Source organism: Megasphaera hominis, from assembly GCF_014269395.1.
Taxonomy (GTDB): Bacteria; Bacillota; Negativicutes; order Veillonellales; family Megasphaeraceae; genus Megasphaera; species Megasphaera hominis.
In genome coordinates, this window is record NZ_JACOGK010000010.1 from 53162 (window position 1) to 78259 (window position 25098).

A 25098-nucleotide genomic window follows, 5' to 3' on the forward strand; every position below is an offset into this window, starting at 1 on the left:
GAAAGGCCCCGTGTGGTAAAGTGCCCTGTTCTCAGGAAAAACAAAACTGCCACCCAAAGGGGCAGCAGTTTTTGGAGCATGTATCCTCATTTTTCGTAGTGTTCGTGCCAGTTGTGATGGAACGTGCCGTCTTCATCGACGCGCTTGAACGTGTGGGCACCGAAGTAGTCGCGCAGGGCCTGAATGAGGTTGGCTCCGACGCATTCGCTGCGGTACGCATCAAGGTATGCCAGGGCGTTAGAAAAGGCCGGAATCGGCGTACCTACCTGGACGGCCAGGCTGATGATACGGCGCAGGCTGGCCTGGTTGGCGTTGATCTTTTCCAGGAAGAACGGCGCAAAGATGAGGTTTTCCAAAGCCGGATCGGCTTCATAGGCTTCGGTAATCTTGTTGAGGAATTCTGCCTGAATGATGCAGCCGGCCCGGAAGATGGAAGCGATTTTGCCATAATCCAAGTGCCAGTCGTACGTGTCGGACGCACTGCGATAAAGGGAGAAGCCCTGGGCGTACGCAACGATCTTGCCCAAATAGAGACTCTGCCGTACGGCTTCGACAAATTCAGGATTGTGCAGGGCCTGGCCGGCCGGAGCCGTAATGACTGCCTGTGCTTTTTTGCGCCCTGCCGCATTCGACGAAACGCGGGCGTTGCAGGCTGCCGTAATGAGGGAAATGTCGACGCCCTGGCGCATCGCTTCGATGCTCGTCCAGCGGCCCGTCCCCTTCTGTCCGGCAGCGTCGGCGATCTTGTCGAGTACCTGGCCGCCAGCCGGGTCGTCTTCGGCAAAGATGTCCGCAGCAATACCGATGAGGTAGCTGCGCAGTTCGCCCTGGTTCCATGCATGGAAAATTTGGGAAATTTCAGCGTTCGTATAGCCGCCTGTATATTTGAGGAGCAAATACGTTTCGGCAATGAGCTGCATGTCGGCGTATTCAATGCCGTTGTGGACCATTTTTACGTAATGTCCTGCCCCATCGGAGCCAATGTACGTGCAGCACGGTTTACCGTCGCCGGCCTTAGCGGCTATGGCTTCGTAAATCGGCTGGATTTCAGCGTACGTAGCTGCATTGCCGCCAGGCATAATGGACGGACCGCGGCGGGCACCGGTTTCGCCACCGGAAATGCCCATGCCGTAAAAATGGAGGCCATGGTCTTTGCAATAGTCATAGCGGCGGCGCGTATCGCCAAAGTACGAGTTGCCCCCGTCGATGATGATATCCCCCGCTTCGAGAATGGGAATGAGCTGGTCGATCATGCTGTCTACCGGCTTGCCGGCCATGATCATGAACATGATCTTGCGCGGCCGCTTGAGGGAGCTGACGAATTCCTTCAGATCGTAGTAGCCCGTAATATTTTCATGGGGCCGTTCTTTGACAAATTTTTCCGTCAGGTCCGGCGTATAGTTATATACGCTTACCTTAAATCCGTGGTCCGCCATGTTGAGAGCCAGATTGCTCCCCATGACGGCCATGCCAACGACACCGATATCTTGAGTAGCCATAATAAATACTTCCCCTTTCAACCATTTCCGGTCTTATATTTTCTTCTGGTATGCCGTAATTTCGGCAAATTCATCTTGCAGTTTATTGTAAAGACGGGCAAAAATGCCAAAGAGCTGTTCGTACGTAGCCACATTTTCTTCAATCGGCGCATAGAGTTTCTTCGCTTTGACCAGGCTTGCCGTATCGGCAATGCTCTGCATCTTGCCCTGGGAAATAAAGCCCAGGACAGCGGCACCGTAGGCCGCACCTTCACTGTTATCCGGCAAGGTCAGGGTCTTGTTGAAGACGTCTGCCAGGATCTGGAGCCACAAATGGGATTTCGTAAAGCTGCCGCTCACGCGGATATCCTTGATGTCGCCAAATTCCTGTAAGGCCAGGAGAACGCTGTTTAAGCTGTAGCAGACACCTTCCATGACGGCGCGGATAATATGGGAACGGCTGTGGTTGAGCGAGAGACCAAAGAACATGCCCCGCAGTTCGGAATTCCAGTACGGTGCCCGTTCGCCTGTAAAGCAAGGCAAGCAAATGAGCCCGTCCGCGCCGGCATCGATGTGTTCGGCCTTCATGGTCATAAGATCGTACGGATCGATGTCCAGGTCCTCCAGTTTGCTGCCGCCATAATGGCAAATCTTGTCACGAACCCAGCGCAGGATCATACCGCCGTTGTTGATGGCCCCGCCGGCAACCCACATATCATCTGTCAGGTTATAGCACCACGTACGCATGTTGGGATCGGTCTTCGGCTGGCGCGTGAGCATGCGAAAAGCACCGCTCGTGCCGATAGTAGCGCTGAGCTGGCCCGGCTGGACGGCACCGATGCCGACGTTGACGAGGACGCCATCGGTGGCGCCAATGACGATAGGCAGGCCTGCAGGCAAGTGCATGGCAGCTGCCGCAGATGCCGATAAAGGATGGCTGTACGTCGTAGAAACGACAGGCGGCATATAGGAAATATCAATACCGGCGTAGGCCAAAATATCTTCATCCCAGGCCAGGGTCTGTTCGTTGTACATGCCGCTCGTGCTGGCCGTCGATTTATCGATGACCCACTGGTCGGTCATTTTGTAAAACATGTAGTCTTTGATAGAGCCGACGAATTTCATCTGCTTAAAGAGGTCCGGCTGGTGGCGATGGAGCCAAATAATCTTCGTGAAGGGATAGCTGGCGTGGATCGGGCAGCCCGTCCGTTCGTAGAAGGAACGGCACAGGTCAGGATCCTTTTTCATTTCCTTGACAATATCCACGCTGCGGCTGTCAGCCCAGGTCTGCATGTCCATGAGCGGTTCCTTGTCGGCGTTGAGGCCGGCAAAGCTGTGCATGACCGTGCTCAAGGCGACGCCGCACAATTCTTTATTTTTATAGCGCAGCTGGTCTGCCGTCTGGCGGATTACCTGCTCTACCGATTCATAAATTTGTAAAGGGTTTTCTTCGGCCCAGTCCGGATGGGGCGTAAGGAGGGGGTAAAAGGCTTCGGCCGAGCAGACGTTCGTGCCATCAGCCGTATAGGCAATGGCCCGTACGCCCGTTGTGCCTACGTCGACGCCAATCCATACTTCCTGGTTTGCTGATTCCATACTCATAAGTAGCTCATCCTTTCTTCTCTTAGCAGCGCAGCTGGCCTACGAGGTCGCTGATCTGTTTGATTCCCTTTTCTTCGCAGTACTGATCCATGCCGCGGGCAATGTCGACGACAGCTGCAGGGTTGACGAAGTTGTACGCCCCTACGGCAACGGCACTGGCACCGGCCAGCATGAATTCGATCGCATCCTGCCACGTTGCGATGCCACCGAGACCGAGGATAGGAATCTGTACAGCCTGTGCTGTCTGCCAGACCATGCGCAGCGCTACAGGTTTTACAGCCGGGCCGGAGAGGCCGCCTGTAATATTGCCCAAAAGGGGCTGCCACGTCTGGATATCGATGGCCATGCCCGTAATCGTATTGATCAGGGATACGGCATCGGCGCCGGCCGCTTCGACGGCTTTGGCCATGACCGTAATGTCCGTTACGTTGGGCGATAATTTCACGATAACCGGTTTATGCGTGTGCGTCTTTACCTGTTCTGTAACGGCAGCGGCCGCTTTGGGATCCGTACCGAAGACGATGCCCCCTTCTTTGACGTTCGGGCAGGAAATGTTGACTTCCAGGGCCGCCACGCCATCTACGTCGAGACCTGCTGCCATAGCGCCATATTCTTCTGCCGTACCGGCCGAAATATTGACGATCAGTGGCGCTCCACAAAAACCGGCCTTAGGCAGGATGTCCCGTTTAAAAACATCCAGGCCGGGATTTTCCAAGCCAATGCAGTTGAGCATGCCTGACGGTGTTTCGGCAACGCGCACGCCCGGATTGCCCGGACGCGGCAAGGGCGTAATGCCCTTAGAAATAATGGCGCCTACGTGACGGAGGTCCAGGAAATCTTCGTATTCCAGGCCAAAGCCAAAGGTACCGGACGCCCCCATGACAGGCGTCGCCATGGGAATTCCGGCAAAGGTAATGGCCATGCGTTCTGTATTCATTTAAAAAACCTCCTTGGCGGGAAATACGGGACCGTCGGCACAGACCTTGTAGCGTTTGCCGCTGAGCTTACTGGCAAAGGTACAGCCCAGGCAGACACCGATACCGCAGGCCATGCGCTTTTCCATGGATACTTCGCAAGTAATGCCGGCTGTCTCGGCCGCTTGTGCTACGGTCTGCATCATGATCGTCGGTCCGCACACGGAAACGCGGTCGAGCTGGTGTGCAGCAGCAATCTGGGGAATGGCAGCGGCGGCATAGCCTTTAATGCCCCGGGAGCCATCATCTGTGGCAATGTATACCTGTTCTGCATAGGGGGCAAAGAAATCTGCCCAGAAGGTTTCTTCTGCCGTCCGGCCGGCTACGAGGACGACCGGTTTTTCCGGCAGTGTCTTGGCCAGGAAAATGAGCGGTGCCAAGCCGATACCGCCACCGACGACAAGAACCTTGCCCGGCGTCGTCGTGAAGGTACCGTCACCGAGGGGGCCTTCGGCATTAATGCAGTCACCGGCACGGAGGCGTTGAAATTCTGCCGTACCTGTGCCGACAATGCGGTAAATAATCGTCACTGCGCCACTTGCTGCGTCGGCGTCGACAATGCCAAAGGGACGGCGCAAGAAGGTCGTGCCGCCGTCGTAATGGACGTTGACAAACTGGCCCGGTTTCGCCTGAGCCGCCATTTTCGGTGCCCGGAAAACCATCTTCCACACAGCAGGAATAATCGCTGTATTTTCGAGTATCTCTGCCTGTTCTACATATTTCATGGATATATTCCTCCCATTTATAAAAAGCGTACACGCTTTACTTCTAGTCTATTGTACCATATCAGAACGAGAATTTATATGAGAATCCCCGTCCGGGCCATCGTAAAAAAAGGGATTGCCAGGCGGCAATCCCTTTCTCATTATACATGGTGTGGCAGGCCCTGTTATGCTTCTTCTTTCTTCACTGCATTCGGGTCCGTCCAGATGCCCAAGCGGGATACGCAGGCAGCAGCCGAAGCGTCCCACTTACCATCCTTCAAATGCTGCTTGTAGTCGTCGACGAGGAGTTTTACCTTGCCGCTCAAGAGGAAGATGACGATGAGGTTGCAAATAACGCACGTGCCATAGAAGAAGTCGAATGTCGACCACAGGGTCTTAGCGGCACCGATGGCACCGACGATAGCCCAGGCACAGCCAACAGCGTAATAAATTTTAATCCAAATACCTTCAACGCCGAGAGCGTTCAAGCAGATACCGCCGTAGTAGACGTTGACGACGCACGTCGTAAAGGCGAAGAAAGCGATGATGATCGAAACGAAGATAGCCGCTGCAGTTTCACTGCCAAAGGCAGCGGCAAAGCCGGCTGTCGTCAAAGCGGCACCGGAAGCACCAGAGTTCCAGAGGCCGGACGTCATGACGACCATAGCCGTCATGGTGCAGACGACGATCGTATCGAAGAATACTTCGAAAATGCCCCAGAGCCCCTGTTTTACCGGGTGGTTTACAGATGAGGACGAATGAACCAGCGGTGCTGTACCTGTACCGGCTTCGTTCGAATAAATACCGCGGGCCAGGCCCCAGCGGACTGCCAGCATAACCGTGCCGCCGGCAAAGCCGCCTTCAGCAGCAGCGCCTGTAAAAGCATCCTTGAAGATCAAGGCAAAGGCATGGGGAATCATGTCGATGTTGACGATAATAACGAAGAGACCGCCGATGATGTAGATAATAGCCATGAAAGGAACGACGAGATTCGCGAAATTCGATACGCTCTTCAAGCCGCCCAGGAGTACAGCTGCCATGAGGACGGCAACGGTAATACCGACGATGTACGGATTGACGGCAAAGGCCGTGTTGATAGCGTTGGAAATTTCTGCCGCCTGAATGGACGGGGCAAACATCATGCCGGCTGCCATCGTAACAGCCCAGATGACGGAAAGCCAGCGCCAGTTTTTACCCAGGCCGTGTTTGACATACCACGGGAAACCGCCGTGCCATACGCCGGTTACCGGGTCTTTTTCACGATAGGCCAGGCCGAGGGTTACTTCGGAGAACTTAACGATCAAACCGAGCATAGCAATGAACCACATCCAGAAGACAGCACCGGGACCGCCTGTAGCAATGGCGACAGAAACGCCGGCAATGTTGCCAACGCCCAGTGTCGAAGCCAAGGCCGTACAGGCCGCTTTGAACGGATTGATGTTGCCGTCACCAGACCCTTTGTCAAAGATTTTGCCAAAGGTGTTCTTCATGACGTGACCAAAATAGGCAAACTGGAAGAAACCGAGTCGGGCAGACAGGAATACGGCGACGAATGATGTACCGATCAATAAGGGCCAACCCCAAACGAAGTCGGCGTATGCCATCATACCCTTAGCAATTAAACCAAAAAACTCCATACTTACACACCCCCAAAAATAAATGTACTTCCATGATACTATATGAATACCATATACAGATACGGGTGTATGAAGTTAGTGCCACGTACAGCCGTATCCTTGAAGCCTGTGTGCATGTAGACAAGCATACCTCTTACTAGCTCGTCTTGCCTTACTATACGGTTCGTCTCTCCCCTTTGATTAATAATAAGAATGACTTAGACGAATGATAAACATACTATAGCACACTTTACCGTCACTTGTAAATATAGGCCGTTATATTTTCTAAATTATTTATGGATTTCAATGTGTCGCTTAAATTTCTTAAAGGTTATACGTTTTACTAAATATGGGAAAATAGACTGTTTTTATGGAATTTCTCTGTTTTTCCTCCATTTTTAAACATATAGTTATGATTTTTATTTATAATTATTGTTTTTCCTTATATACGCAAAAAAAGAACTGCCAGCCTTGATATACTATCAAGGTAAGCAGTTCGCATATAGTCATATTGGTGACCCAGTAGGGATTCGAACCCTAGACCCACAGCTTAGAAGGCTGTTGCTCTATCCAGCTGAGCTACTGAGTCACTACAAAAAAATGGAGCGGGTGATGGGAATCGAACCCACGTAACCAGCTTGGAAGGCTGACGCTCTACCATTGAGCTACACCCGCATGTTGATGGTCGGAGCAGCAGGATTCGAACCTGCGACCCCCTGGTCCCAAGCCAGGTGCGCTACCAAACTGCGCTATGCCCCGTCAACATAGAGTATTATACCTGTTCCATAAGTGTTTGTCAAACACTTTGTGCTTCAATTTTTTTGCAAATTTACCAAAAATTAGCCGATTTTTTTCAAATTTCCTTAAAAATGATGTTACCTACCGTGCCATTTGTAATCTCACAGACCGCATAGGTACCGCGCTTGTTATCCCGTGGCAAGGCAATGCTGCCGGGATTGACCAGGGTAATCCCCTGCTCTTCTTCCAGGAAGCGGCGGTGGGAATGACCGAAGACGACGAGAGACGCATCAGCCGTCCGGCCTAATTCCAACAGCTTTTTCATACGCCGTTCGCCATACCATTGGTGCCCGTGAATGACGGCAATGCGCACACCCTGCCAGGTGACGACGCGCCGTTCCGGTGCATCGGAGTCCCCCCAAAGGTCGTTATTGCCTAAGACGGAAAAGACGGGCACGTCCGTATATAGTGCCAGGTCATCGCCATCGCGGCTGTAATCGCCGGCGTGAATCCAGGCGCCTACGTGCGGTTCGGCATCGGCCATTTTTTCCAAAGCGCCAAAGCGGCCATGACTGTCACTGACGAGACCCAAGTACTGCGTATCACTCATGGTCCATCAGCTCCAACAGTTTTTTTAGTGCCTGGCCGCGGTGGCTGATCTGGTTCTTTTCAGCCAAACTGATTTCCGCCATGGTCTTGCCAAACTGAGGCAGATAAAAGAGCGGATCGTAGCCAAAGCCGCCGTCACCGGCGTAGAAATCACGGATCAGTCCGGGGCACGTGCCTTCAGCAGTCAGTTCCCGGCCATCTGGCCAGGCCAGGACGAGAACACATGCATAGTAAGCTGTACGCTGTTCCGGCGGAAAGGCGCTGAGCTCGGCGACGAGCTTTTGGTTGTTCTTTTCGTCGTCACATTTCGGACCGGCATAGCGGGCCGAATAGACACCGGGCCGGCCCTTCAGGGCATCGGCAATGATGCCCGAGTCGTCAGCCAGGCAGGGCTTGCCGGTGGCTTTCATATAGTAGTGCGCTTTCAGGCGCGCATTTTCCGCAAAGGTCGTCCCCGTTTCTTCCGGTTCTGCAATATCCGGCAGGAGATCGTGTACGGACACGACATCATAGCCTAAAGGCGCCAAAGCGCTTTTGAATTCTCTGATTTTACCGGCGTTGTGCGTCGCCAGTACGATCGTGTCTTTCATAATATGCTCCTTATTTCTTGTTTTCCCGGGCAACGGCAGCGTAATTCTTGATGACGACAATCGGCGTCTTCTGGGAGGCATTGCCAAAGGGGTTGTCAATGAGGATGCGGGCGATTTCCGACGGATTGAGGCCGCGGGAATGGCCGAGAACGGCAGACCGTTTGAGGTCGTTGACGTCAGCTACGCAGGCGCCATAGCAGCCCATGCGCTTCTTGATGGCTTCGGCTACGCCATCGGGATCTTCCGGGCCGTAGACGATGCACTTATCGAAAGGCGGCATCGTGCCTGTGACGTCATCCGTGAGGGAGGCCTGGCGGCAGAGCTTATACCAGACGCCGTTTTTACCGATCAATTTGGCCAGGAAACCGATGATAAAGCAAAAGAGCATCTTCCATTCGCCTTCCAGTTCCATGGCAGCCTGCATGCCATAGAGACTGGCCATACTGCCTTCACCGGGAACGAAGCGGCGCATGAGGCGGCACTGCCATGACGGTGTCAATTCTTCCGGGCGCGTGTAGCGGCGCTGCGTAATGGCAACGACACTTTCTGCAGAGCAGACGATATCGTCCGGGCCGACAATGTCCTTTGCATATTCTTCAATGACATCGACGATGTCATCTTTATCCGTGAGTATTCTCGTTTTTACAGGTACTAATTCTAATTCTGCCATATCTGCTATCCTTCCTCCTATGCCTGTTCCAATGCGCGTTTGACTTCTGCCGCTTTAAGGGTAATGCGTGCTTTGTGCAAATACCATTCACTACGGGAAACGGCCTGATAAATCAAATCGATGGCCATATCGGGGAATGTCTTCAGGTCTTCGCGAATGTTGCCACTTTTGCTGACCAGTTCGATGGTCACGCGGATGCGGCCTGTTTCACCGGGATTGATGATAACCGATTCCCAGTAGCCGTCATCCCGTTCTGCTGCTTTGTTGGCCAGCTGCGAGCGGACGACGACCTTGTCGTACTGTTCCTGCGGCAGCAAGGTGCGGGGGAAGAAATCCATAATGGTGCCCAGCTGTTTGCCGGCATTCTTGAACGGTACTTCTGTTTCGAAAACGGCCTTATCCTGGCTCATCATTTTCAGTGTAAAGGGATCACGGCGACGGGCTTCAATGACGAAGCGGGCATCACCCTGGTGCCAGGCGAACAGCCGGAACAGGAGGTACAATACGGCAACGATGCCGATGACGGCAATAACTACATTCAGCAAGAGGTATAAAATCACGACTCAGGACTCCTTTATCATATAAAATAGGCAATTTGACAGAAACAGTGCCTGCTTATTGCGCTGCTTGGTCTTTTTCGTACAGCGCCAGCAGTTTGGCATACGGTTCCGGTCCCAGGCGGGCAACCTTTCCCGTAGCTTTGTGGGTAAAGACGTTTTGCGTTTCTCCTGTAGCCAGGAGATGGCCGTCAGACTGGCGCACAATGCGGTAGCCATAGACCATTTGGGCCCGCGAGAGCTTCGTCAGGCGTGCCTGGATTTCTATGACGTCGTCAAAGTAAATATTATCGATGTATTCGCAGCTCACGTGCTTGATGGGAAACAGGATTCCTTCATCCATAAGCTCAAATAAATCGACGCCGGCTTCGCGCAGGTACGCACAGCGGGCACATTCAAACCAACGGATATGATTGGCATGATGGGCATTTCCCATCATATCCGTTTCACTAAAACGGACACGTTCCGTAACGGTAACCATATATGCATCTGCTCCTATCTGTACTTGACATACCCCGTTATTTTACGCTGTCACGGCCAGTTTGTCAAAACGTTTATTCCGGATGGCACGAAAAAAGACCTCCCCGCAGCAAGGCGAAGAGGTCTCTTTCTTACCAATCACATTTGGCAAAAGGAATGACGTGGCGGACCTTTTCGAGATGCTCGGGCTTGATATAAGCACCGGCAAATTTCAAGGCTGCCGCAATGACAGCTGCGTCGTCGAGCCAGCCGACGGCAGGGAAAATATCCGGTACGATATCAAAGGGCAAAATGACATAGCCCAAGGCACCCATGAGGACCAGTTTGACCGCTTTGGGCGTATCTGTGTCGCGCAGGCAATAGTAAATAGCCAAGAGGCGCGGGACAAAGTGGATCTTGCCCTTCGTACGGCGCAAGAATTCCACAAAGCGGAAGGGAGTGTAAAAACGAGCGAAAAATGTAATCATCTTCCACATAGTAAACACCTTCAATTATTTGTAGTCCAAGGAATTCTTCGCATCTTCTACAGCAGCCTTAGCCGATTCGGCAATGGACGGTTCGCCTGCCGTTTCCGGTTCTTCTGTTGCAGGAGCTTCTGTTTCCGGTGTTGCCGTTACGTCAGCCGTGACGTCAGCGGTTGCTTCTTTGGCTGCCTTTTCAATAGCTTCATCGGCTTCTTCCGTTTCTTTGGCTACGGCGTCAGCAGCTGCCTGGGCTTCTTGTTCGGCTTCCAGATCATCGACCGTATTGCGGCGGCGTACTGTGTTGACGACAACCTTGCTCTTTTCTTTAACCGTATCGAACGTATCCTTTGCCGTATCCTTAGCCGTGCTGCCCCAGCGTTTCATGAAATCAACCGTTTCATCGCCAAGGGGAACGTTCTTCAAGGGATTTTCTTTCAACTTATCGACCTGATCGCGGGCTCTGTCTTTCCATTCGGCCATCATGTCGATGTACGGACCCATGTCGGTCGGCATGCCGTCTTTCATCCAGCGCTGTGTCACGCGGCCTAAGCTGTACGTAATGGCTACGGCTACCGGTACCTGAACGGCACTGAAGGGAATGAGCGTCGTCAGGATGTTGCCGGCCATGCGGCTGCCCATGGCGCCGAGGAAGGCAATGACAGCCCGTTCGGACAATTTGACATTGTAGACGCGGGCAATGCGGCTGACGAGGTATACTTCGTTAGCCATGAGGGCAATCGTACCGACGAGGGGGGCAATGACGATCGCACCGGCGCGGGCGGCAGCCCAGCGGCAATATGTTTCCACCTGTAAATCCTGGTCAGCCGTCGATTTTTCGATCGATTCAATGACTTCCAGGGAGGCCGTCGGTTCTACCGGCGCGTGCGCTGCTTTTTCTGCCTTCATAGCAGCCAATTCTTCGCGCAGGGCATTTACTTCTTCTTGCAGAGCCTGTACTCTATCCATTTCTTCTGTCATATAAACCACCCCATCTTATAATATAATAAAAACAAGTTGTTAATGTTATTTTCCCATTTTTTTACCAGCTTGTCAAACCTCCATCGACAGGAATTGCCGTACCCGTCATATACGACGCGTCCGTACTAAGGAGAAAGGCAATCACCCGGGCTACTTCATCGGCTTCAGCCAGGCGGTACATAGGATATTGGGCGCGCAGGCTGTCTTCTGTCAATTCCGGGTCGGCTGCCATTTGCTTAGCCAAGAGAGGCGTCTTCACGTCGCCGGGACAGACCGTATTGACGCGCACGTTGTGCGGTGCCAGTTCGAGGGCCAGGGAGCGGCCGAAGGAAACGACAGCTCCCTTGGTTGCCCCATAGACAGAGCAGGCAATGTTACCCTGCAGGCCTGCATCGCTGCTCACGAGGACCATGCTCCCGTGCGTACGCTTCAGCGCCGTCAGCGCAGCCTGGCATAAGTAAATCGTACCGTAAACGTTGACGCGGAACATATCTTCCAGACTTTCGGGCGTTACATTTTCTAAGAGCTCTTCGGCGTAATAGCCGGCCGACGTGACGATACCGTCTAGATGGCCGAAAATCGCCAGGGTCTGGTCGACCAGATTGGCACAGTCCTTTGGGTTGCTCACGTCACCGCTAATAAAGCTGCATGGCCAGGCCGGGCCGCCTAAGGCTGCAAGAGCTGCTCCGCCGCGCTGGGCTGAACGGCCATTGATGACCACGCTGGCGCCTCGTTCCAGGAGCAGCCGCGCCGTAGCCAGGCCGATACCGGACGTACCGCCACTAATCAAATACACTTTGTCTTCCCACGTCATAGGTTCCACTGTAATCACCTCAAATAACACCGATATATTCCAAAAGTAATTTGCCAATGAGGACCGTCGTGACGGCCATCATGACGAAACGTACAAACCCGCTGCCGTGGCGGATAGCCATGCGGGAGCCAAAGAAGGCACCCAGGAAAATACCCAAGGCCATGACCAGACCGTACACGTATAAGACCTTGCCGGAAATGATGAAGAGAACAAAGGCCGTAATATTACTCACCAAATTGAGGATTTTTGCATTGCCCGCTGCGACGACAAAATCAAAGCCCAGCATGGCAAAGGCAATGATCAGGAAGGTTCCCGTACCGGGACCGATGAAGCCGTCGTAAAGGCCGATGACCAAGGCAAAGGCCGCGCCCTGCCAAAAGGTCTTCTGCGTCATGCCGGTATAGCTGCTGTGCTGTCCCAGGCCGCGGCGCGTAAAGACAAACACCGCTGCGGCAATGAGCGAAAGGATGACTAAGGGCTGCAGCGTTTCTGCTGACAAATGGAGCATGAAGAGGCAGCCTATAATAGCGCCGCCTAAGGTAAACGGCATGAGGCGGTATAACAGGTGCATATCCACCTTGCCGGCCTTGAAAAACTGGTAGGAACTGACTGCTGCGCCAAAGGTAGCAGCGAACTTATTCGTACCGATGGCATAATGCGGCGGTATCTGCAGGGCCAGCAAAACAGGCAGGGCAATGAGGCCGCCACCGCCGGCAATAGAATCGATAAAACCGGACAAAAAACCGCCGCCCAGAACGAGCAGCAAAATGTCCCAAGAAAAACTCAAAATATAGTCACGCCTTTCTTTTATGTTTGGCAAAAGCAAGGCCTCCGGCCCATACGGCGGAGGCTGCCTGCTTGCGTTTATTCCATAAGGCTCGTGGCAAAGACCAAATCGATACCTTCGTTATGGAGTTCATCTACCATTTCACTAATGGCCTGGGCTGTATTGGCCCGGCAATGACCGATGACGATGGCACTGCCGTTAGACTGGGCAATGCGGGCTGCCTGGCGCAAGCGGCTCTTAACCGCTTCTACGCTGGCATCGTTATCGATAAAGAGATTGTTGCGGCTCGTTTCTACTCCGTTGGAACGGGCCGTCTGTTCGCCTACAGACGAGCTGATCGTACGGCTGTCCAGATAGGCCAGGCCACGGCTGCGCATGACCTGCATAATATCACTCATGACCCGCTGATCAGACGTAGCCAAAGACCCTTGATGGTTGTTCATGCCAATGGCATGGGGCACCTGGTCGAGGATTTCATTGGCCGTGGCCTTGATTTTGCTGTCGCTCATATCCGTGCCGATGTATACCGCTTCGGACGAGGCAGTCCCCTGGGGCTGCATGGGCATGTGTACGAAGATCTGCCGGCCCGCGCCATAGCCGCTGTTGGCACTGTCTGCCGTATGGGATTTGTAGGGCATGACAGCGTAGGTCAGGGGAACGGGAATATTGTTCAAATCCTGAAGAACACTCATGTTGCTGCCACAGTCGTCGATGACGATGGCCAGACGGCCCTTGACTTCAGCCGGTGCGGTCGACGCATTACCTTCCTTCTTCTCCTCTGCCGGCGGGCTCTGGCCGCTGACCTTGCCGACGGCTTTCTTAATCTTTTGGGCCAGACTGGGCGCTGCTCCCGGCGCCGTCACGTACAGGCGTACCGTGACCAGGTAGACCTGTTCTTTGTCGAGCATATCGAAGAGAGCAATATCATATTCAGTAACAGCCTGGCCATCGAGGGTCTTGCCTGTAACCTGATAGAGGACGGCCTTACCTTGGCTTTTCGCCAGTTCCTTTTCCAGGCTTTCCCGGGAAAAGGCTTCCTTCGGTGTCACTTCGAGCTGTTTTGTCGTCCAGAGGATCTTGCCGCCTGTACTGCGCCGCGGCTCTTCCCGTTTTTGCGTGTCGATTTCCGTCACGTCTGCATCCTGTACTTTGAGCCACGCCGTCACAGCGTCCTGTATTTCCGTAGCGGCATCCGTATAATCTGCGTCATTGCCTTTTTCCCGGACTGTATCGATATGCTGCAGCTTCGTATCGTCTGGTGCCGTACTCGGCCGGCCTTGGAAATACCACCAGGCACCGGCGGCGATGCAAAGTAACAGGAGCGTCGCAAAAAAGGCTTTCAGCCAGGCCGGCCGGCCACTACGGCCGGAACGCCGCGTTGAGCCCGTATTCCTGCGGGGCGTACGGGATGGTCGTTTGCGTTGCATATGGATCTCCCCTTTCCAACAAAAAAGCCGGAGACAGCTTCATAAACAGCCGCTCCGGTTGGGTATCGTTCAGGCATAGCATAGGTTGGCAGCTATGTATTCGCATACTCGTTATTCGTCGTGACAGCCGACGCTGGCGTCTGCGCCCCCCTGGAGGAGCTGCAAGACGTGCTGGCCTACGATCTGCGCACCGTTACGGTGACAGGCCAGGCTGGCCGCTGCCATTTGTTGTAATTCTTCTGGTGCATCCATGAGCTCATGCACGACGGCAGCCAGATCTTCCTGGCTGCGTACCCAGCGGGCACAGCCCTTCTTTTGCATGTACTGGGCATTGGCTTCTTCCTGTCCCGGAATGGGACTGTAAAGAATGACCGGTACTTGCACCGTCGCCGCTTCCGTACAGGTCAGGGCACCGGGCTTAGTCACCAAGAGGGACGCCCGCACCATGAGTTCGGGAATATGGTTGGTATAGCCCAGTACTTCAACGGGATGGCGCAGTTCCTTGCGCATTTGGCAAATTTCGTCGTACAGGTCGGCATTATAGCCCGTGACGACAGTAAAGTCGTCAATATTATCGAGCTGATCGAGGACCGACAAGGATTGGCGGATCGAACCCATCCCAAGGCCGCCGCCCATAATCAGGACGTTGCGCCGTTTGGCATGGTCTTCATCCCAGTGCCAGCGCTGCTGGCGGAAGGCATCCCGTACGGGAATACCCGAAACGATGACCTTGTGCGGCTCTACCTGCTGGGCTACGAGCTGGTCCTTGATTTGCGAGGCTGCAACGAAATATTGGTCAATTTGCGGATAGACCCACAGCTGATGGATCGTAAAATCCGTAATTACCCCTACCAAGGGAATTTGCAGTCTGTGCTGCCGCTTCAAAAGAGCCGCTGCACCGGCTGGAAACGGATGGGTGAAGACCAGCATATCCGGCTTCTTTTCTGCCAGAACGTGCAGCATGCGGCGTTTGAGGCCCCACGAAAAGAGGGTCTTTACGACCATGCCTTTCTTGTATCCCTGGGATGAGTAATACATGAGATCGTACAGCATCGGGAAAAGGTCAAGAATTTTCAGATACGTTTCTTTTACAATATTATCAATGGACAAAGCGTCATTACTGATAAAATCGAAATGCTCTACTTCACATTCTGCCGGTAAGGTTTTCAGATATTCTTCTATTGCATGAGCTGCCTGGGTATGGCCGCTTCCAATGGAAGCAGACATAATCAGCACTTTTTTCTTCGTCATCCAGATTCCCTCTTTTTCTTCCCAAGCTGGCCAAGGCCAGTGGAAGTATACCCTTTGAGACTAACGTGAGATGTCGGATTCGGACGGACATTCTATGTCAATTATATATCCATGGTACGACAAAATGCAAGAAAAGAAAAGGACCGTTCAGATCACGGTCCTCTCCAAGGTCATCCTTATTTATTGTTGACCAAGTCTTTGAGCTGTTTGCCAGCTTTGAATGCCGGTGTATTGGAAGCTGCGATTTTGATGATATCTTTCGTCTGCGGATTCCGGCCTTCGCGTTCTTTGCGATGACGTACTTCAAAAGTACCAAAACCGATGATCTGAACTTTGTCATCTTCCTGGAGAGCTTCGCTGATAGCTTCAAATACAGCTTTTACTGCTTTTTCAGCGTCTTTCTTCGTGATATCGGATTTTTCAGATACTTTGTTAATTAATTCGCTTTTATTCATTACAAGATCCTCCTTTAATTGGTCACATCAAACAGTTTCGTCCCGTCATTTCCCCGTCTGGCAAGAGCGTTCTTTTTCTTTGGCTTCTTTCCAGAACGAGTCCAGTTCGTCCAGCGTAAAAGCAGACCAGTCTTTTCCGGACGCATGAACGCAATCTTCAACGTAGGAAAAACGGCGGCGGAATTTGCTGTTAGCCCGATGTAACGCACACTCCGGTTCTATCTGATAGCGCCGGCATAAATTGGCCAGAACAAACAATACGTCTCCCGCTTCCTCTTCTTCGTGGGTAAAGTCACCTTCCCGGACAGCTTCCAGGAATTCGTTCCACTCTTCATGGACCTTGGCAATGACGTCCGCTGTGTCAGACCATTCGAATCCAACCTTAGCTGACTTCTCCTGTAATTTATAGGCTGCCAGCAAAGAAGGAAGGCCTGTCACTACCCCGTCGAGGAGGTGTGCGTGCTGCTGTCGCAGTTCGCCCTGTTTCAATCTATCCCAGTTTACCATACTACTACTAGTCTTTTCAAGTCTATCCGTTGTAAAAACATGGGGATGACGGCGAATCATCTTCTTACACACGTCAGAAACGATATCCTGTGCCGAAAAAAGGCCTTCCTCCTCGGCAATACGGGCATGAATGACCACCTGATAGAGCACATCGCCCAGTTCTTCGCGGATACCATCCGTATCTCCCTGATCGATGGCATCGAGCATTTCGTATACTTCTTCAATGAGAAAACGGCGCAGGCTCTGGTGCGTCTGGGATTTATCCCACGGGCAGCCGCCTTCGCCACGCAGTCTGGCCATGACGTCCACCAAGGGCTGCATATCAAAGGGCATGCTGCCGGATGCTTCTGCGTCTGCTGCATCATCTCGCGGCGCTGTAGGCGCATCCACAGGCGGCACAGGCAGGAAAAGGCTCGTCAGGTGGTCGATTGTATCGATGCGGTCCAGCTCGTAGAGCTTAATGGTCCGTATATCTTCGTCTGGCAGGCTGATATGGTAAATGAGCTGCGCTTCATATTCGTCGCCATAGAGGTCCATGAGGGACAGCTTTACATCTGAGGCGACGCGGCGGTCGTAGACCTGGGTCACGATGAGGGGCGTCTGCAAATCCTTAGGCAGACGATCTGCATCAGAGCTGTCGATAATGGTCACGCCGCCGACAGGGTCAAAGCGCAGGCGCGTATACATAACTTCGAGAAAGCTCATGCCCGGCAGGACATCTACGGTAACATCTGCAGCAGCCCCCTTTTCTTCCAGGAGCTGCACCGTCCGTTCGGCCACGACAGGGCTGCCCGGCACGGCATAGACGACGTCCTCTTTTTGAGCTGCTGCCAGCACGTAGTCAACGATGTGGCCATACACCTCTTCAAAGGTCGCTTCTGTTTCATAGAACCGGTCCAGTGCTTCATAAGCCAAACGGGCTTCATCCAGACGGGCTACAGACGGATGAATAGCCGTACGCAAGATGAGCCGCTTGGTTTGGCTCATGAGCTGCCACGCGTCAAGGGTGATCAGGCCGGCATCGCCCGGCCCCAGTCCTACAATATGAATAGTTGCCATAATCGTGCCTCTTTCTGTGTAAACGTCAGTAAAATCAAAGTTCCAGTTTCTTTACCCACGGGTACAGGCGGCGGCCAATGAACGGCAGTTTGCGCACGTCTTCCGACGACAAGGCCCGGAAGGCAAAGAGACAAATGATATAGATCAGCCCGGCGGCAATCATAGCGGCAATAGTCGCCAAGGCATCCGGCATGAGGGCCCGCAGGCCTTCATGGGTCAGCCAGGCCGTACCGGCCATGGCTGCGCCGGCCAAAAAGAGCTTGCCAATATAAAACCACTGCATACGATACTGGCAATAGCGGCGGGCAAAATACAGGTTCAGGGCAGCCGCCACGGCCAAATCGGCATTCGTCGCCCAGGCCGCCCCGACCTCGCCCAAACCGGGGATCGCCGTCAGGTGCCAGCTGAGGAAAATCTTGACGACCGCTGCCAGGGCCATATTGTATAAGGGAATGGCCGTACGGCCCAGGCCCTGCAAGAGACCGCTCGTCACCTGCTGGACACCGATGAGAAAGACCGACAGGCCGAGGACACAAATGGACGGACCGGCTGAGGGCGTCGCATACAAAAGTCGGGAAATAGGCACAGCCAGAACGGCCAGGCCCAGTGATGCCGGTACGGTAATGACGCAGGCAATGCGCATAGCCGTATGGGTCCGCGCCAGGACAATATCACTGCGGCCACTCGTCCAGGCAGCCGAAACGGCCGGTACGAGGCTCGTCGCCAAGGCCATGGTCAGGATGGCCGGCAATTGGACCAGGCCGTTTGCCATACCGGAAAGGTAGCCAAAGAAGGTCGTTGCCTCATGACTTGTATAGCCAATATCCATGAGGCGCCGTGGTACGATGAAGAGATCGATGCTGGCCACAGCCGGGAGCAGCATATTCGCTGCCGCAACAGGCACAGCCAGGAGGATCAGCCGTTTCACTACAGGCCACGCAGGCAGCTTGTCAAAAACGCCACGGTCCGCTTCTGCGCCCTGCCGTACGTGACGGGCGTAGAGCCAGACAATAGCCGCCAGACCGGCTGCTGCCCCGGGAACGGCGCCAAAGGTACCGCCGGCCGCGGCAGCCACGAGGCCCCGCGGCAAGAGCAGCCACGCCAGGGTCAGCATGACGCAAACCCGCACGAACTGGTCGATCATCTGAGACACAGCCGTCGGTGTCATGAGCTGGAGGCCCTGGAAATAGCCGCGGAAGCAGCAGGTCAGAATTGACAGGGATAAGGCCGGCGCCAGGACGGCCAAGGGCAGGTATGCCCGGGGATCACTGACGAGGCCGGTATCGACGAGAACGCGGGCACCGACGACCATGCCGATGCCGCAGAGGATAGCTACGACGAACATGACTGACAATGTCACGTGCAGAATGCGCCGCGTGCCACTGAAATTGCCACGGGCTGCCTGCTCTGCCACCATGATGGACACGGCAATAGGAATACCGGCGCCGACGATGCTCAGGAGCAGGATATAGACGGGATAGGCCATCTGGTAGAGGCCAATGCCTTCACCGCCAAGGAGTCGCGACAAGAGAATCCGGTTGATACCACCGAGAATCTTGACGACGATACCGGCGATGGTAAGGACCATAGCCCCCCGCAGGAAAGATACGTTAGCCAAGGGAACTCCCCTTTCTCAGTTGCTGGAAAGCCGTAAGAAGCTGGTCCAGGAACGGCAGGATTTCTGTCGTTCCGGCCAGGGATACGCGCATCATGAGGGGCGTACCCGGTACCATATGGAAACGCCGGCGCAGGGCTGGCGGCAAGTTGACCAAAGGCGGCATGTCTTTCATGGACTGCCAGCGCAGCTCCAAGGATTCCCGCTTTTGCGCAATCAGGGCCAGGCCCTGGTCACGGGCGCGCAGGCGCAGGCGGGCTGCCTGCAGCAGCGTTGCCACAGGCTGGGTAGGCCGGCCGTAGCGGTCGACCAGTTCCTTTTCCAGATCGTCCAGCTCAGAGAGGGACGTGAGCACAGCCAGGCGCTGGTACATTTCGATTTTCTGGCCGCCGTTACTGATATAGTCATCATCGATAAAGGCATCGATGTGAACTTCCATCACCGTTTCCGGCGGCGGCAGGACATCGGTCTGGCCGGCCTGGGCCTTGGCAATGGCCTTTTCCAGCATGCTGCAATACATAGCAAAACCGACGCTGGCAATGTTGCCGTGCTGTTCCCGGCCCAGGAGGTTGCCGGCACCGCGGATTTCCAGGTCACGCATGGCAATTTTAAAGCCCGAGCCCAGTTCTGTAAATTCCTTAATAGCCTGCAATCTCTTTTCGGCCACTTCCGAAAGGACCTTATCGCGGCGGTACAGGAAATAGGCATAGGCCATACGATGGCTCCGGCCTACGCGGCCGCGCATCTGATAGAGCTGGGACAAGCCGAAGTGATCTGCATCATAAATGATGATCGTATTGGCGTTAGCTACGTCCAGACCATTTTCGACGAGACTTGAGCAGACGAGCAAATCATAATGACCTTCGTAAAAGTCGAACATGACTTGTTCCAGCAAAGCGCCGGGCATCTGGCCATGGGCAATGCCGATGGAAATATCCGGCATAAGAGCCTGGAGCTGGTCCTTCATGCGTTCGATCGTCGCAACTGTATTGTAGACAAAAAACGCCTGGCCGCCGCGCCGTTTTTCCCGCATGACAGCATCGCGGACGATCATGGCGTCGTATTCCGTGACGTACGTCTGTACAGGGAACCGGTCTGTCGGCGGCGTTTCAATGACGCACATTTGCCGCAGGTTGACCAGGGACATGTGGAGGGTACGCGGAATAGGCGTAGCACTCAAGGTGAGAACGTCGATGTGGGCCGCCCAGGCCTTCCACTTTTCTTTCTGGGCTACGCCAAAGCGTTGTTCTTCGTCGACGACGAGAAGGCCCAGGTCTTTGAATTTTACGTTTTTATTGAGGATACTGTGCGTACCGATGAGGACATCGATTTCCCCCGTCAGGGTACGGCGCAGGATTTCTTTCTTTTCCTTCGGCGAACGGAAGCGGTTGAGGACGTCGACGACGACGCCAAAATTTTGGAACCGTTCCGTAAAGGTCTGGAAGTGCTGCTGGGCCAGGACCGTCGTCGGCACGAGGACGGCTACCTGTTTGCCGCCCATGACGGCCTTAAAGATCGCCCGCATGGCCACTTCCGTCTTGCCGAAGCCCACGTCGCCACAGACGAGACAGTCCATGGGAAAGGGCTGTTCCATGGACTTTTTGATGTCTGCCACAGCCTTGAGCTGGTCCGCCGTTTCTTCGTATGGGAAGGCATCTTCAAATTCCTTTTGGAAGGGTGTGTCCGGCGGGAAGGCAAAGCCCGGTACGATTTCGCGTTTGGCATAGACAGCGACGAGCTTTTCCGCCAGGTCCGTAATGGACTTCTGAGCCTTAGCCCGCGTCTTCTGCCAGTCGCTGCCACCCATCTTGTGCAGCTTTGGCGTTTCCCCTTCGTTGCCGATATACCGCTGCAGCAAATTGAGCTGTTCTGTCGGTACATACAGCGTATCCTTGCCGGCGTAGTGGATTTCCAAATAATCCTTGTGGACGCCATCGAGTTCAATGGTCTTGATGCCGATATAGCGGCCAATACCGTGTACCTCGTGGACGACGTAATCGCCAGGCTTGAGGTCCGTAAAGACGTTGATTTCCTGGCCCTTGGCCGTGTGGTGGCGCAGACGGTGCTTTTGCATGCCGTAAATATCCCGTTCGGCCAGGACAACCAGCTTGGCGTAGGGCAGCTCAAAGCCGCTGCAGATTTCGCCATCGGCCAAATAGATCCGGCCTGGTGGCAATTCCTTCTGCTGGTCATAGTCCTGCCCTTCAAAGCCGTGCTGTTTGAGCCAGCCATTGAGGGACGACCGGCGCTGGCGGTCACCAATGACGAAGACAACCGTATATTGGCTGTTTTGCCAATGAACCAATTCATCGCCCAAGAGATCGAACTGCTTTTGGAAGCTGGCCATGGTTTTGGCAGAAAAGCTGGCCGACGTGTCGATGTACATGTCCGGTACGGACTGGGCCATGAGGGACAGGACGACCTGTGTACCTGCCCGCTTTTCACCGGCCAGGCTGCGCCACGTCTGGAGCCATTTCTTGTACTCTTCACTTTCGCGGCGCGATTTGTTCAGGTTTTCCCGGCAGCGGTTCGGTTCATCCCAAATAATGAGACCGCCTTCAAAGTACGACAGGAGTGTATACTCCATCTTGTCGTCCTGCGCCAGGGCAAAGGGCAAAATGCGGATCGACGCTACGCTTTCCAGGGATTTCTGGCTGTCTGCCGAAAAATAGCGCAGGCTTTCCAGGGTATCACCGAAAAATTCCAGGCGCAAGGGCTGTTCACTGTTCACGGCGTAAATATCGATAATATCGCCGCGCACGGAAAAATGACCACGCCGTTCGACGAGGTCTACCCGTTCGTAACCGCTTTCGGCAATATGCTTGAGAAGCCAGTCACGATCATATTCTTTTCCTGTAGTCAGGGCCAGGACGGCCTGATCGACAGCGGCAGGAGCCACGATGTACTGCGCCGCTTCTTCGATCGTCGCTACGACGATGCAGTCGCTGCCGCCCCGCAAGGCTGTGAGGACTTCCATTTGCCGGGCCGACCGGTCCAGGCTGCGCGCCGTCGTCGTAAAGAGTGCCCGGTCGACGAGGGGGAAATCAAAGAGCCGCGTGTCCGGCAGGAAAAAAGACAGGTCTGTCTGCCAGGCCGTCAGCTGTTCCCGCGAGGGTACTATAATGAGAGCCGCGTTACGGAGCTCACTCAGAGCCCGGCCGACCAGGGCGCCTTTGACAGAACTGCCAACGCCATAGACGCTGTGACAGCCAGGCTCCTGGAAGACGTGGGCGCACGCCGTAAGATTCGCGTCTCCGTTCATCCATTTAAAAATTGTTTGTGTCATTAGTCATAACCTCATAGAAAAGGGGGCTTTAGAGATATGCTGCTAAAGCCCGGCAAAGCCAATATCGTTTTGACGGTTTATTATACCACAGCCCCCCTTTTAAATAAAGGGATGGGCAGCAAATGGGATTTTCCTTTACTTCCGCTCTATTTCTTTGTATAATTGTATGTACTGTATTTTTTTGTATTTATCATTTCATGAGGTGGAACATGTCATTAGTTGATGAAGTAAACAGCCGCCGTACCTTCGCCATTATTTCCCATCCTGACGCAGGGAAGACGACGCTGACCGAAAAGCTGCTCCTCTACGGGGGTGCCATACATTTAGCCGGCTCTGTTAAGGCCAGAAAGACGACGAAGCACGCCGTTTCAGACTGGATGGAAATCGAAAAACAGCGTGGTATTTCCGTTACCAGCTCGGTTCTGCAGTTCGATTATGAAGGTCATCATATCAATATCCTCGATACGCCGGGCCATCAGGACTTCAGTGAAGATACGTACCGCACGCTCATGGCAGCCGACAGCGCCGTCATGCTGATTGACGTTGCTAAAGGCGTCGAAGCGCAGACGAAAAAGCTCTTCCGCGTTTGTAAAGAACGGGGTATCCCCATCTTTACGTTCGTCAACAAAATTGACCATTTCGGCCGTAACCCCTTTGACTTGATGGACGAAATTGAAAATACCCTCGGCATTCACGCCTATCCCATGAACTGGCCCATTGGCCTCAACGGCAATTACCAGGGCATTTACGACCGCGCGACGGCGTCGATCGAGCTCTTTGAAAAGGATACGTCCCACGGCCAGCGCAAGCTCGCTTCGACCAAGGGTTCTGCCGATGATCCGATCTTCAAGGAACTCCTCGACGAAGATGTCCACCAGGGCCTCATCGACGACATTGAGCTCCTCGACATGGCCGGTGACGAATTCGACATGGAAAAGGTCAAAGCCGGCCAGCTCACACCCATGTTCTTCGGCTCGGCCATGACCAACTTCGGCGTCAAACCCTTTTTGGAAGAATTCCTGCGCCTGGCACCGCCACCGCAGCCCCGTAAAGCCAAAGAAGGCGTCATCGAACCGACAAACGATGTCTTCACGTCCTTTGTTTTCAAAATCCAGGCCAACATGAACCCTCAGCATCACGACCGCATCGTCTTCATGCGCATCTGCTCGGGCCAGTTCGAAAAAGGCATGACCGTTACGCACCGCCAGACAGGCAAGACGTTGCGCCTCATGCAGCCCCAGCAGTTCCTGGCGACAGAACGGACCATCGTAGACGAAGCCTACCCGGGCGACATTATCGGCGTCTTCGACGGCGGCACTATCGGCGTTGGCGATACACTCTACGCCGGCAAAAAACAGGTCACCTTCCAGGATTTCCCGACCTTCCCGCCGGAACTCTTCGCCCGCATCCGCGCCAAGGATTCCATGAAGCGCAAACAGTTCCTCAAGGGCATGACCCAGCTTGCCCAGGAAGGGGCCGTCCAGATTTACGAAAACCTCGGCTCCATGGAAAGCTACATCGTCGGTGCCGTCGGCCAGCTGCAATTTGAAGTACTGGAATACCGTCTGAAGCATGAATACGGCGTAGATCTGGAAATCAACAACCTGCCCTACACGGTAGCCCGCTGGATCCAGACCAACGGCCACGACTATAAAGACCTGAAAAATATTGACAGCGCCATGATCGTCAAGGATCACAAGCAGCGCGTAGTCCTGCTCATTGCCAACGAATGGCAGACGAACTGGATCGTCGAACGCAATCCAGATTTCACCTTCTGCACGACACCGGATGAAATGGAATTACCCGACGTCGAAGAAGAATAAAGCATCTAAAAAAGGCTGACTGATATGCTCCCTTCTAGGTAGACATGAGAAATAATAAAATCTCACTCTACTTGGAAGGGAGCATTTATTATGCATAGAACTAAGGTTTGTGCAGAAGAAAAACTACATACGGTGCTAGATATTCTTGCAGGAAAAGAATCAGTATCTCATGCTGTAGCACGATTGTCAGTAAACAAATCCTCTGTACAGGGCTGGATTACTAGTTATAAAGGAAATGGTGTAGATGCATTCATGCATACCCAAAATAAACCCTATTCCATCGAATGCAAAATACAAGCAGTAACTGCGTATCTCAATAAAGAAGGATCCCTTTCTGCTATCTGCGAAAAATTCGGCTTACGTTCAAACAAACAACTACGCAATTGGATTAAGAAGTATAATGGTCATGAGGAGCTAAAAGCTTCCGGGACAGGAGGAACTTCTATTATGACCAAAGGTAAAAAGACAACATTTGACGAACGCGTTGAAATCGCGGCATACTGCATATCACATGAACATAATTATGCGGAGACAGCAGAAAAATACCAGGTTTCCTATCAACAAGCTCGTAGTTACACCGTTAAGTATGAGGCCGGCGGTCTCGATGCATTAAA

At 53.6% G+C, this 25098-nt stretch carries 22 protein-coding genes and 3 tRNA genes; 2 read left to right on the forward strand and 23 right to left on the reverse strand.

The window, feature by feature from the left end; all coding sequences use genetic code 11:
- Positions 1-86 precede the first annotated feature (86 nt).
- The 23 genes from gnd to mfd form a co-directional block, all read right to left on the reverse strand.
- Positions 87-1499 carry a decarboxylating NADP(+)-dependent phosphogluconate dehydrogenase gene (gene gnd / locus H8J70_RS04835; RefSeq protein ID WP_186502733.1) on the reverse strand — a complete coding sequence of 471 codons (1413 nt, stop codon included), beginning with the start codon at positions 1497-1499 and terminating at the stop codon, positions 87-89.
- Positions 1500-1532: 33 nt separating this feature from the next.
- Positions 1533-3074, reverse strand: coding sequence for a gluconokinase (locus H8J70_RS04840; RefSeq protein ID WP_425489119.1), 1542 nt, complete (start codon positions 3072-3074; stop codon positions 1533-1535).
- Positions 3075-3102: 28 nt separating this feature from the next.
- Positions 3103-4017 (reverse strand): dihydroorotate dehydrogenase, encoded by a 915-nt coding sequence (locus H8J70_RS04845; protein WP_186502735.1) that lies wholly within the window; start codon positions 4015-4017, stop codon positions 3103-3105.
- Positions 4018-4779 carry a dihydroorotate dehydrogenase electron transfer subunit gene (locus H8J70_RS04850; protein ID WP_186502736.1) on the reverse strand — a complete coding sequence of 254 codons (762 nt, stop codon included), beginning with the start codon at positions 4777-4779 and terminating at the stop codon, positions 4018-4020.
- A 164-nt stretch (positions 4780-4943) separates the two neighbouring features.
- Positions 4944-6395 (reverse strand): alanine/glycine:cation symporter family protein, encoded by a 1452-nt coding sequence (locus H8J70_RS04855; protein ID WP_222433581.1) that lies wholly within the window; start codon positions 6393-6395, stop codon positions 4944-4946.
- A 491-nt stretch (positions 6396-6886) separates the two neighbouring features.
- A tRNA-Arg gene (locus H8J70_RS04860) sits at positions 6887-6963 on the reverse strand.
- Positions 6964-6975: 12 nt separating this feature from the next.
- A tRNA-Gly gene (locus tag H8J70_RS04865) sits at positions 6976-7049 on the reverse strand.
- A 7-nt stretch (positions 7050-7056) separates the two neighbouring features.
- A tRNA-Pro gene (locus H8J70_RS04870) sits at positions 7057-7133 on the reverse strand.
- A gap of 94 nt (positions 7134-7227) precedes the next feature.
- Positions 7228-7722, reverse strand: a complete 495-nt coding sequence (locus H8J70_RS04875) for a metallophosphoesterase family protein (protein ID WP_186502737.1) — start codon at positions 7720-7722, stop codon at positions 7228-7230.
- Positions 7715-8311 (reverse strand): XTP/dITP diphosphatase, encoded by a 597-nt coding sequence (locus tag H8J70_RS04880; protein WP_186502738.1) that lies wholly within the window; start codon positions 8309-8311, stop codon positions 7715-7717. Before H8J70_RS04880 ends, H8J70_RS04875 begins: the two co-directional genes overlap by 8 nt.
- A 10-nt stretch (positions 8312-8321) precedes the next feature.
- Entirely contained in the window at positions 8322-8981 is a 660-nt protein-coding gene (locus H8J70_RS04885) for a coenzyme F420-0:L-glutamate ligase (RefSeq protein WP_186502739.1), read from the reverse strand.
- Positions 8982-8998: 17 nt separating this feature from the next.
- A complete protein-coding gene (locus H8J70_RS04890) occupies positions 8999-9541 on the reverse strand; it encodes a hypothetical protein (RefSeq protein WP_186502740.1) in 543 nt (180 codons plus the stop codon).
- Between the two features lie 55 nt (positions 9542-9596).
- The gene (locus tag H8J70_RS04895; protein ID WP_186502741.1) at positions 9597-10019 is read right to left on the reverse strand and encodes an acyl-CoA thioesterase; all 423 of its coding nucleotides are present in this window, start codon (positions 10017-10019) and stop codon (positions 9597-9599) included.
- 130 nt (positions 10020-10149) lie between these two features.
- Positions 10150-10494 carry a YkvA family protein gene (locus H8J70_RS04900; protein WP_186502742.1) on the reverse strand — a complete coding sequence of 115 codons (345 nt, stop codon included), beginning with the start codon at positions 10492-10494 and terminating at the stop codon, positions 10150-10152.
- Positions 10495-10509: 15 nt separating this feature from the next.
- Positions 10510-11460: a hypothetical protein gene (locus tag H8J70_RS04905; RefSeq protein ID WP_186502743.1), complete on the reverse strand. Its 951-nt coding sequence runs from the start codon at positions 11458-11460 to the stop codon at positions 10510-10512.
- A gap of 61 nt (positions 11461-11521) precedes the next feature.
- Positions 11522-12274 (reverse strand): SDR family NAD(P)-dependent oxidoreductase, encoded by a 753-nt coding sequence (locus H8J70_RS04910; protein WP_186502755.1) that lies wholly within the window; start codon positions 12272-12274, stop codon positions 11522-11524.
- A gap of 19 nt (positions 12275-12293) precedes the next feature.
- Entirely contained in the window at positions 12294-13061 is a 768-nt protein-coding gene (locus tag H8J70_RS04915; protein ID WP_222433582.1) for a TSUP family transporter, read from the reverse strand.
- Between the two features lie 77 nt (positions 13062-13138).
- A complete protein-coding gene (locus H8J70_RS04920) occupies positions 13139-14488 on the reverse strand; it encodes a divergent polysaccharide deacetylase family protein (protein ID WP_186502744.1) in 1350 nt (449 codons plus the stop codon).
- Positions 14489-14599: 111 nt separating this feature from the next.
- Positions 14600-15739, reverse strand: coding sequence for an MGDG synthase family glycosyltransferase (locus H8J70_RS04925; protein WP_186502745.1), 1140 nt, complete (start codon positions 15737-15739; stop codon positions 14600-14602).
- 176 nt (positions 15740-15915) lie between these two features.
- Positions 15916-16194, reverse strand: coding sequence for an HU family DNA-binding protein (locus H8J70_RS04930; RefSeq protein WP_186502746.1), 279 nt, complete (start codon positions 16192-16194; stop codon positions 15916-15918).
- 45 nt (positions 16195-16239) lie between these two features.
- On the reverse strand, positions 16240-17760 hold the full coding sequence (gene yabN, locus H8J70_RS12965; protein ID WP_186502747.1) for a bifunctional methyltransferase/pyrophosphohydrolase YabN: 1521 nt from the start codon (positions 17758-17760) through the stop codon (positions 16240-16242).
- A 34-nt stretch (positions 17761-17794) separates the two neighbouring features.
- A complete protein-coding gene (locus H8J70_RS04940) occupies positions 17795-19378 on the reverse strand; it encodes a putative polysaccharide biosynthesis protein (RefSeq protein ID WP_186502748.1) in 1584 nt (527 codons plus the stop codon).
- Positions 19371-22661, reverse strand: coding sequence for a transcription-repair coupling factor (gene mfd, locus H8J70_RS04945; RefSeq protein WP_186502749.1), 3291 nt, complete (start codon positions 22659-22661; stop codon positions 19371-19373). Before mfd ends, H8J70_RS04940 begins: the two co-directional genes overlap by 8 nt.
- Before the next feature lie 209 nt (positions 22662-22870).
- Here mfd and H8J70_RS04950 point away from each other — a divergent pair, with 209 nt between their 5' ends.
- Positions 22871-24484: a peptide chain release factor 3 gene (locus H8J70_RS04950; RefSeq protein ID WP_186502750.1), complete on the forward strand. Its 1614-nt coding sequence runs from the start codon at positions 22871-22873 to the stop codon at positions 24482-24484.
- Positions 24485-24574: 90 nt separating this feature from the next.
- Positions 24575-25098 (forward strand): helix-turn-helix domain-containing protein (locus tag H8J70_RS04955; protein ID WP_186502751.1); only part of this gene is annotated, 524 nt, incomplete at its 3' end.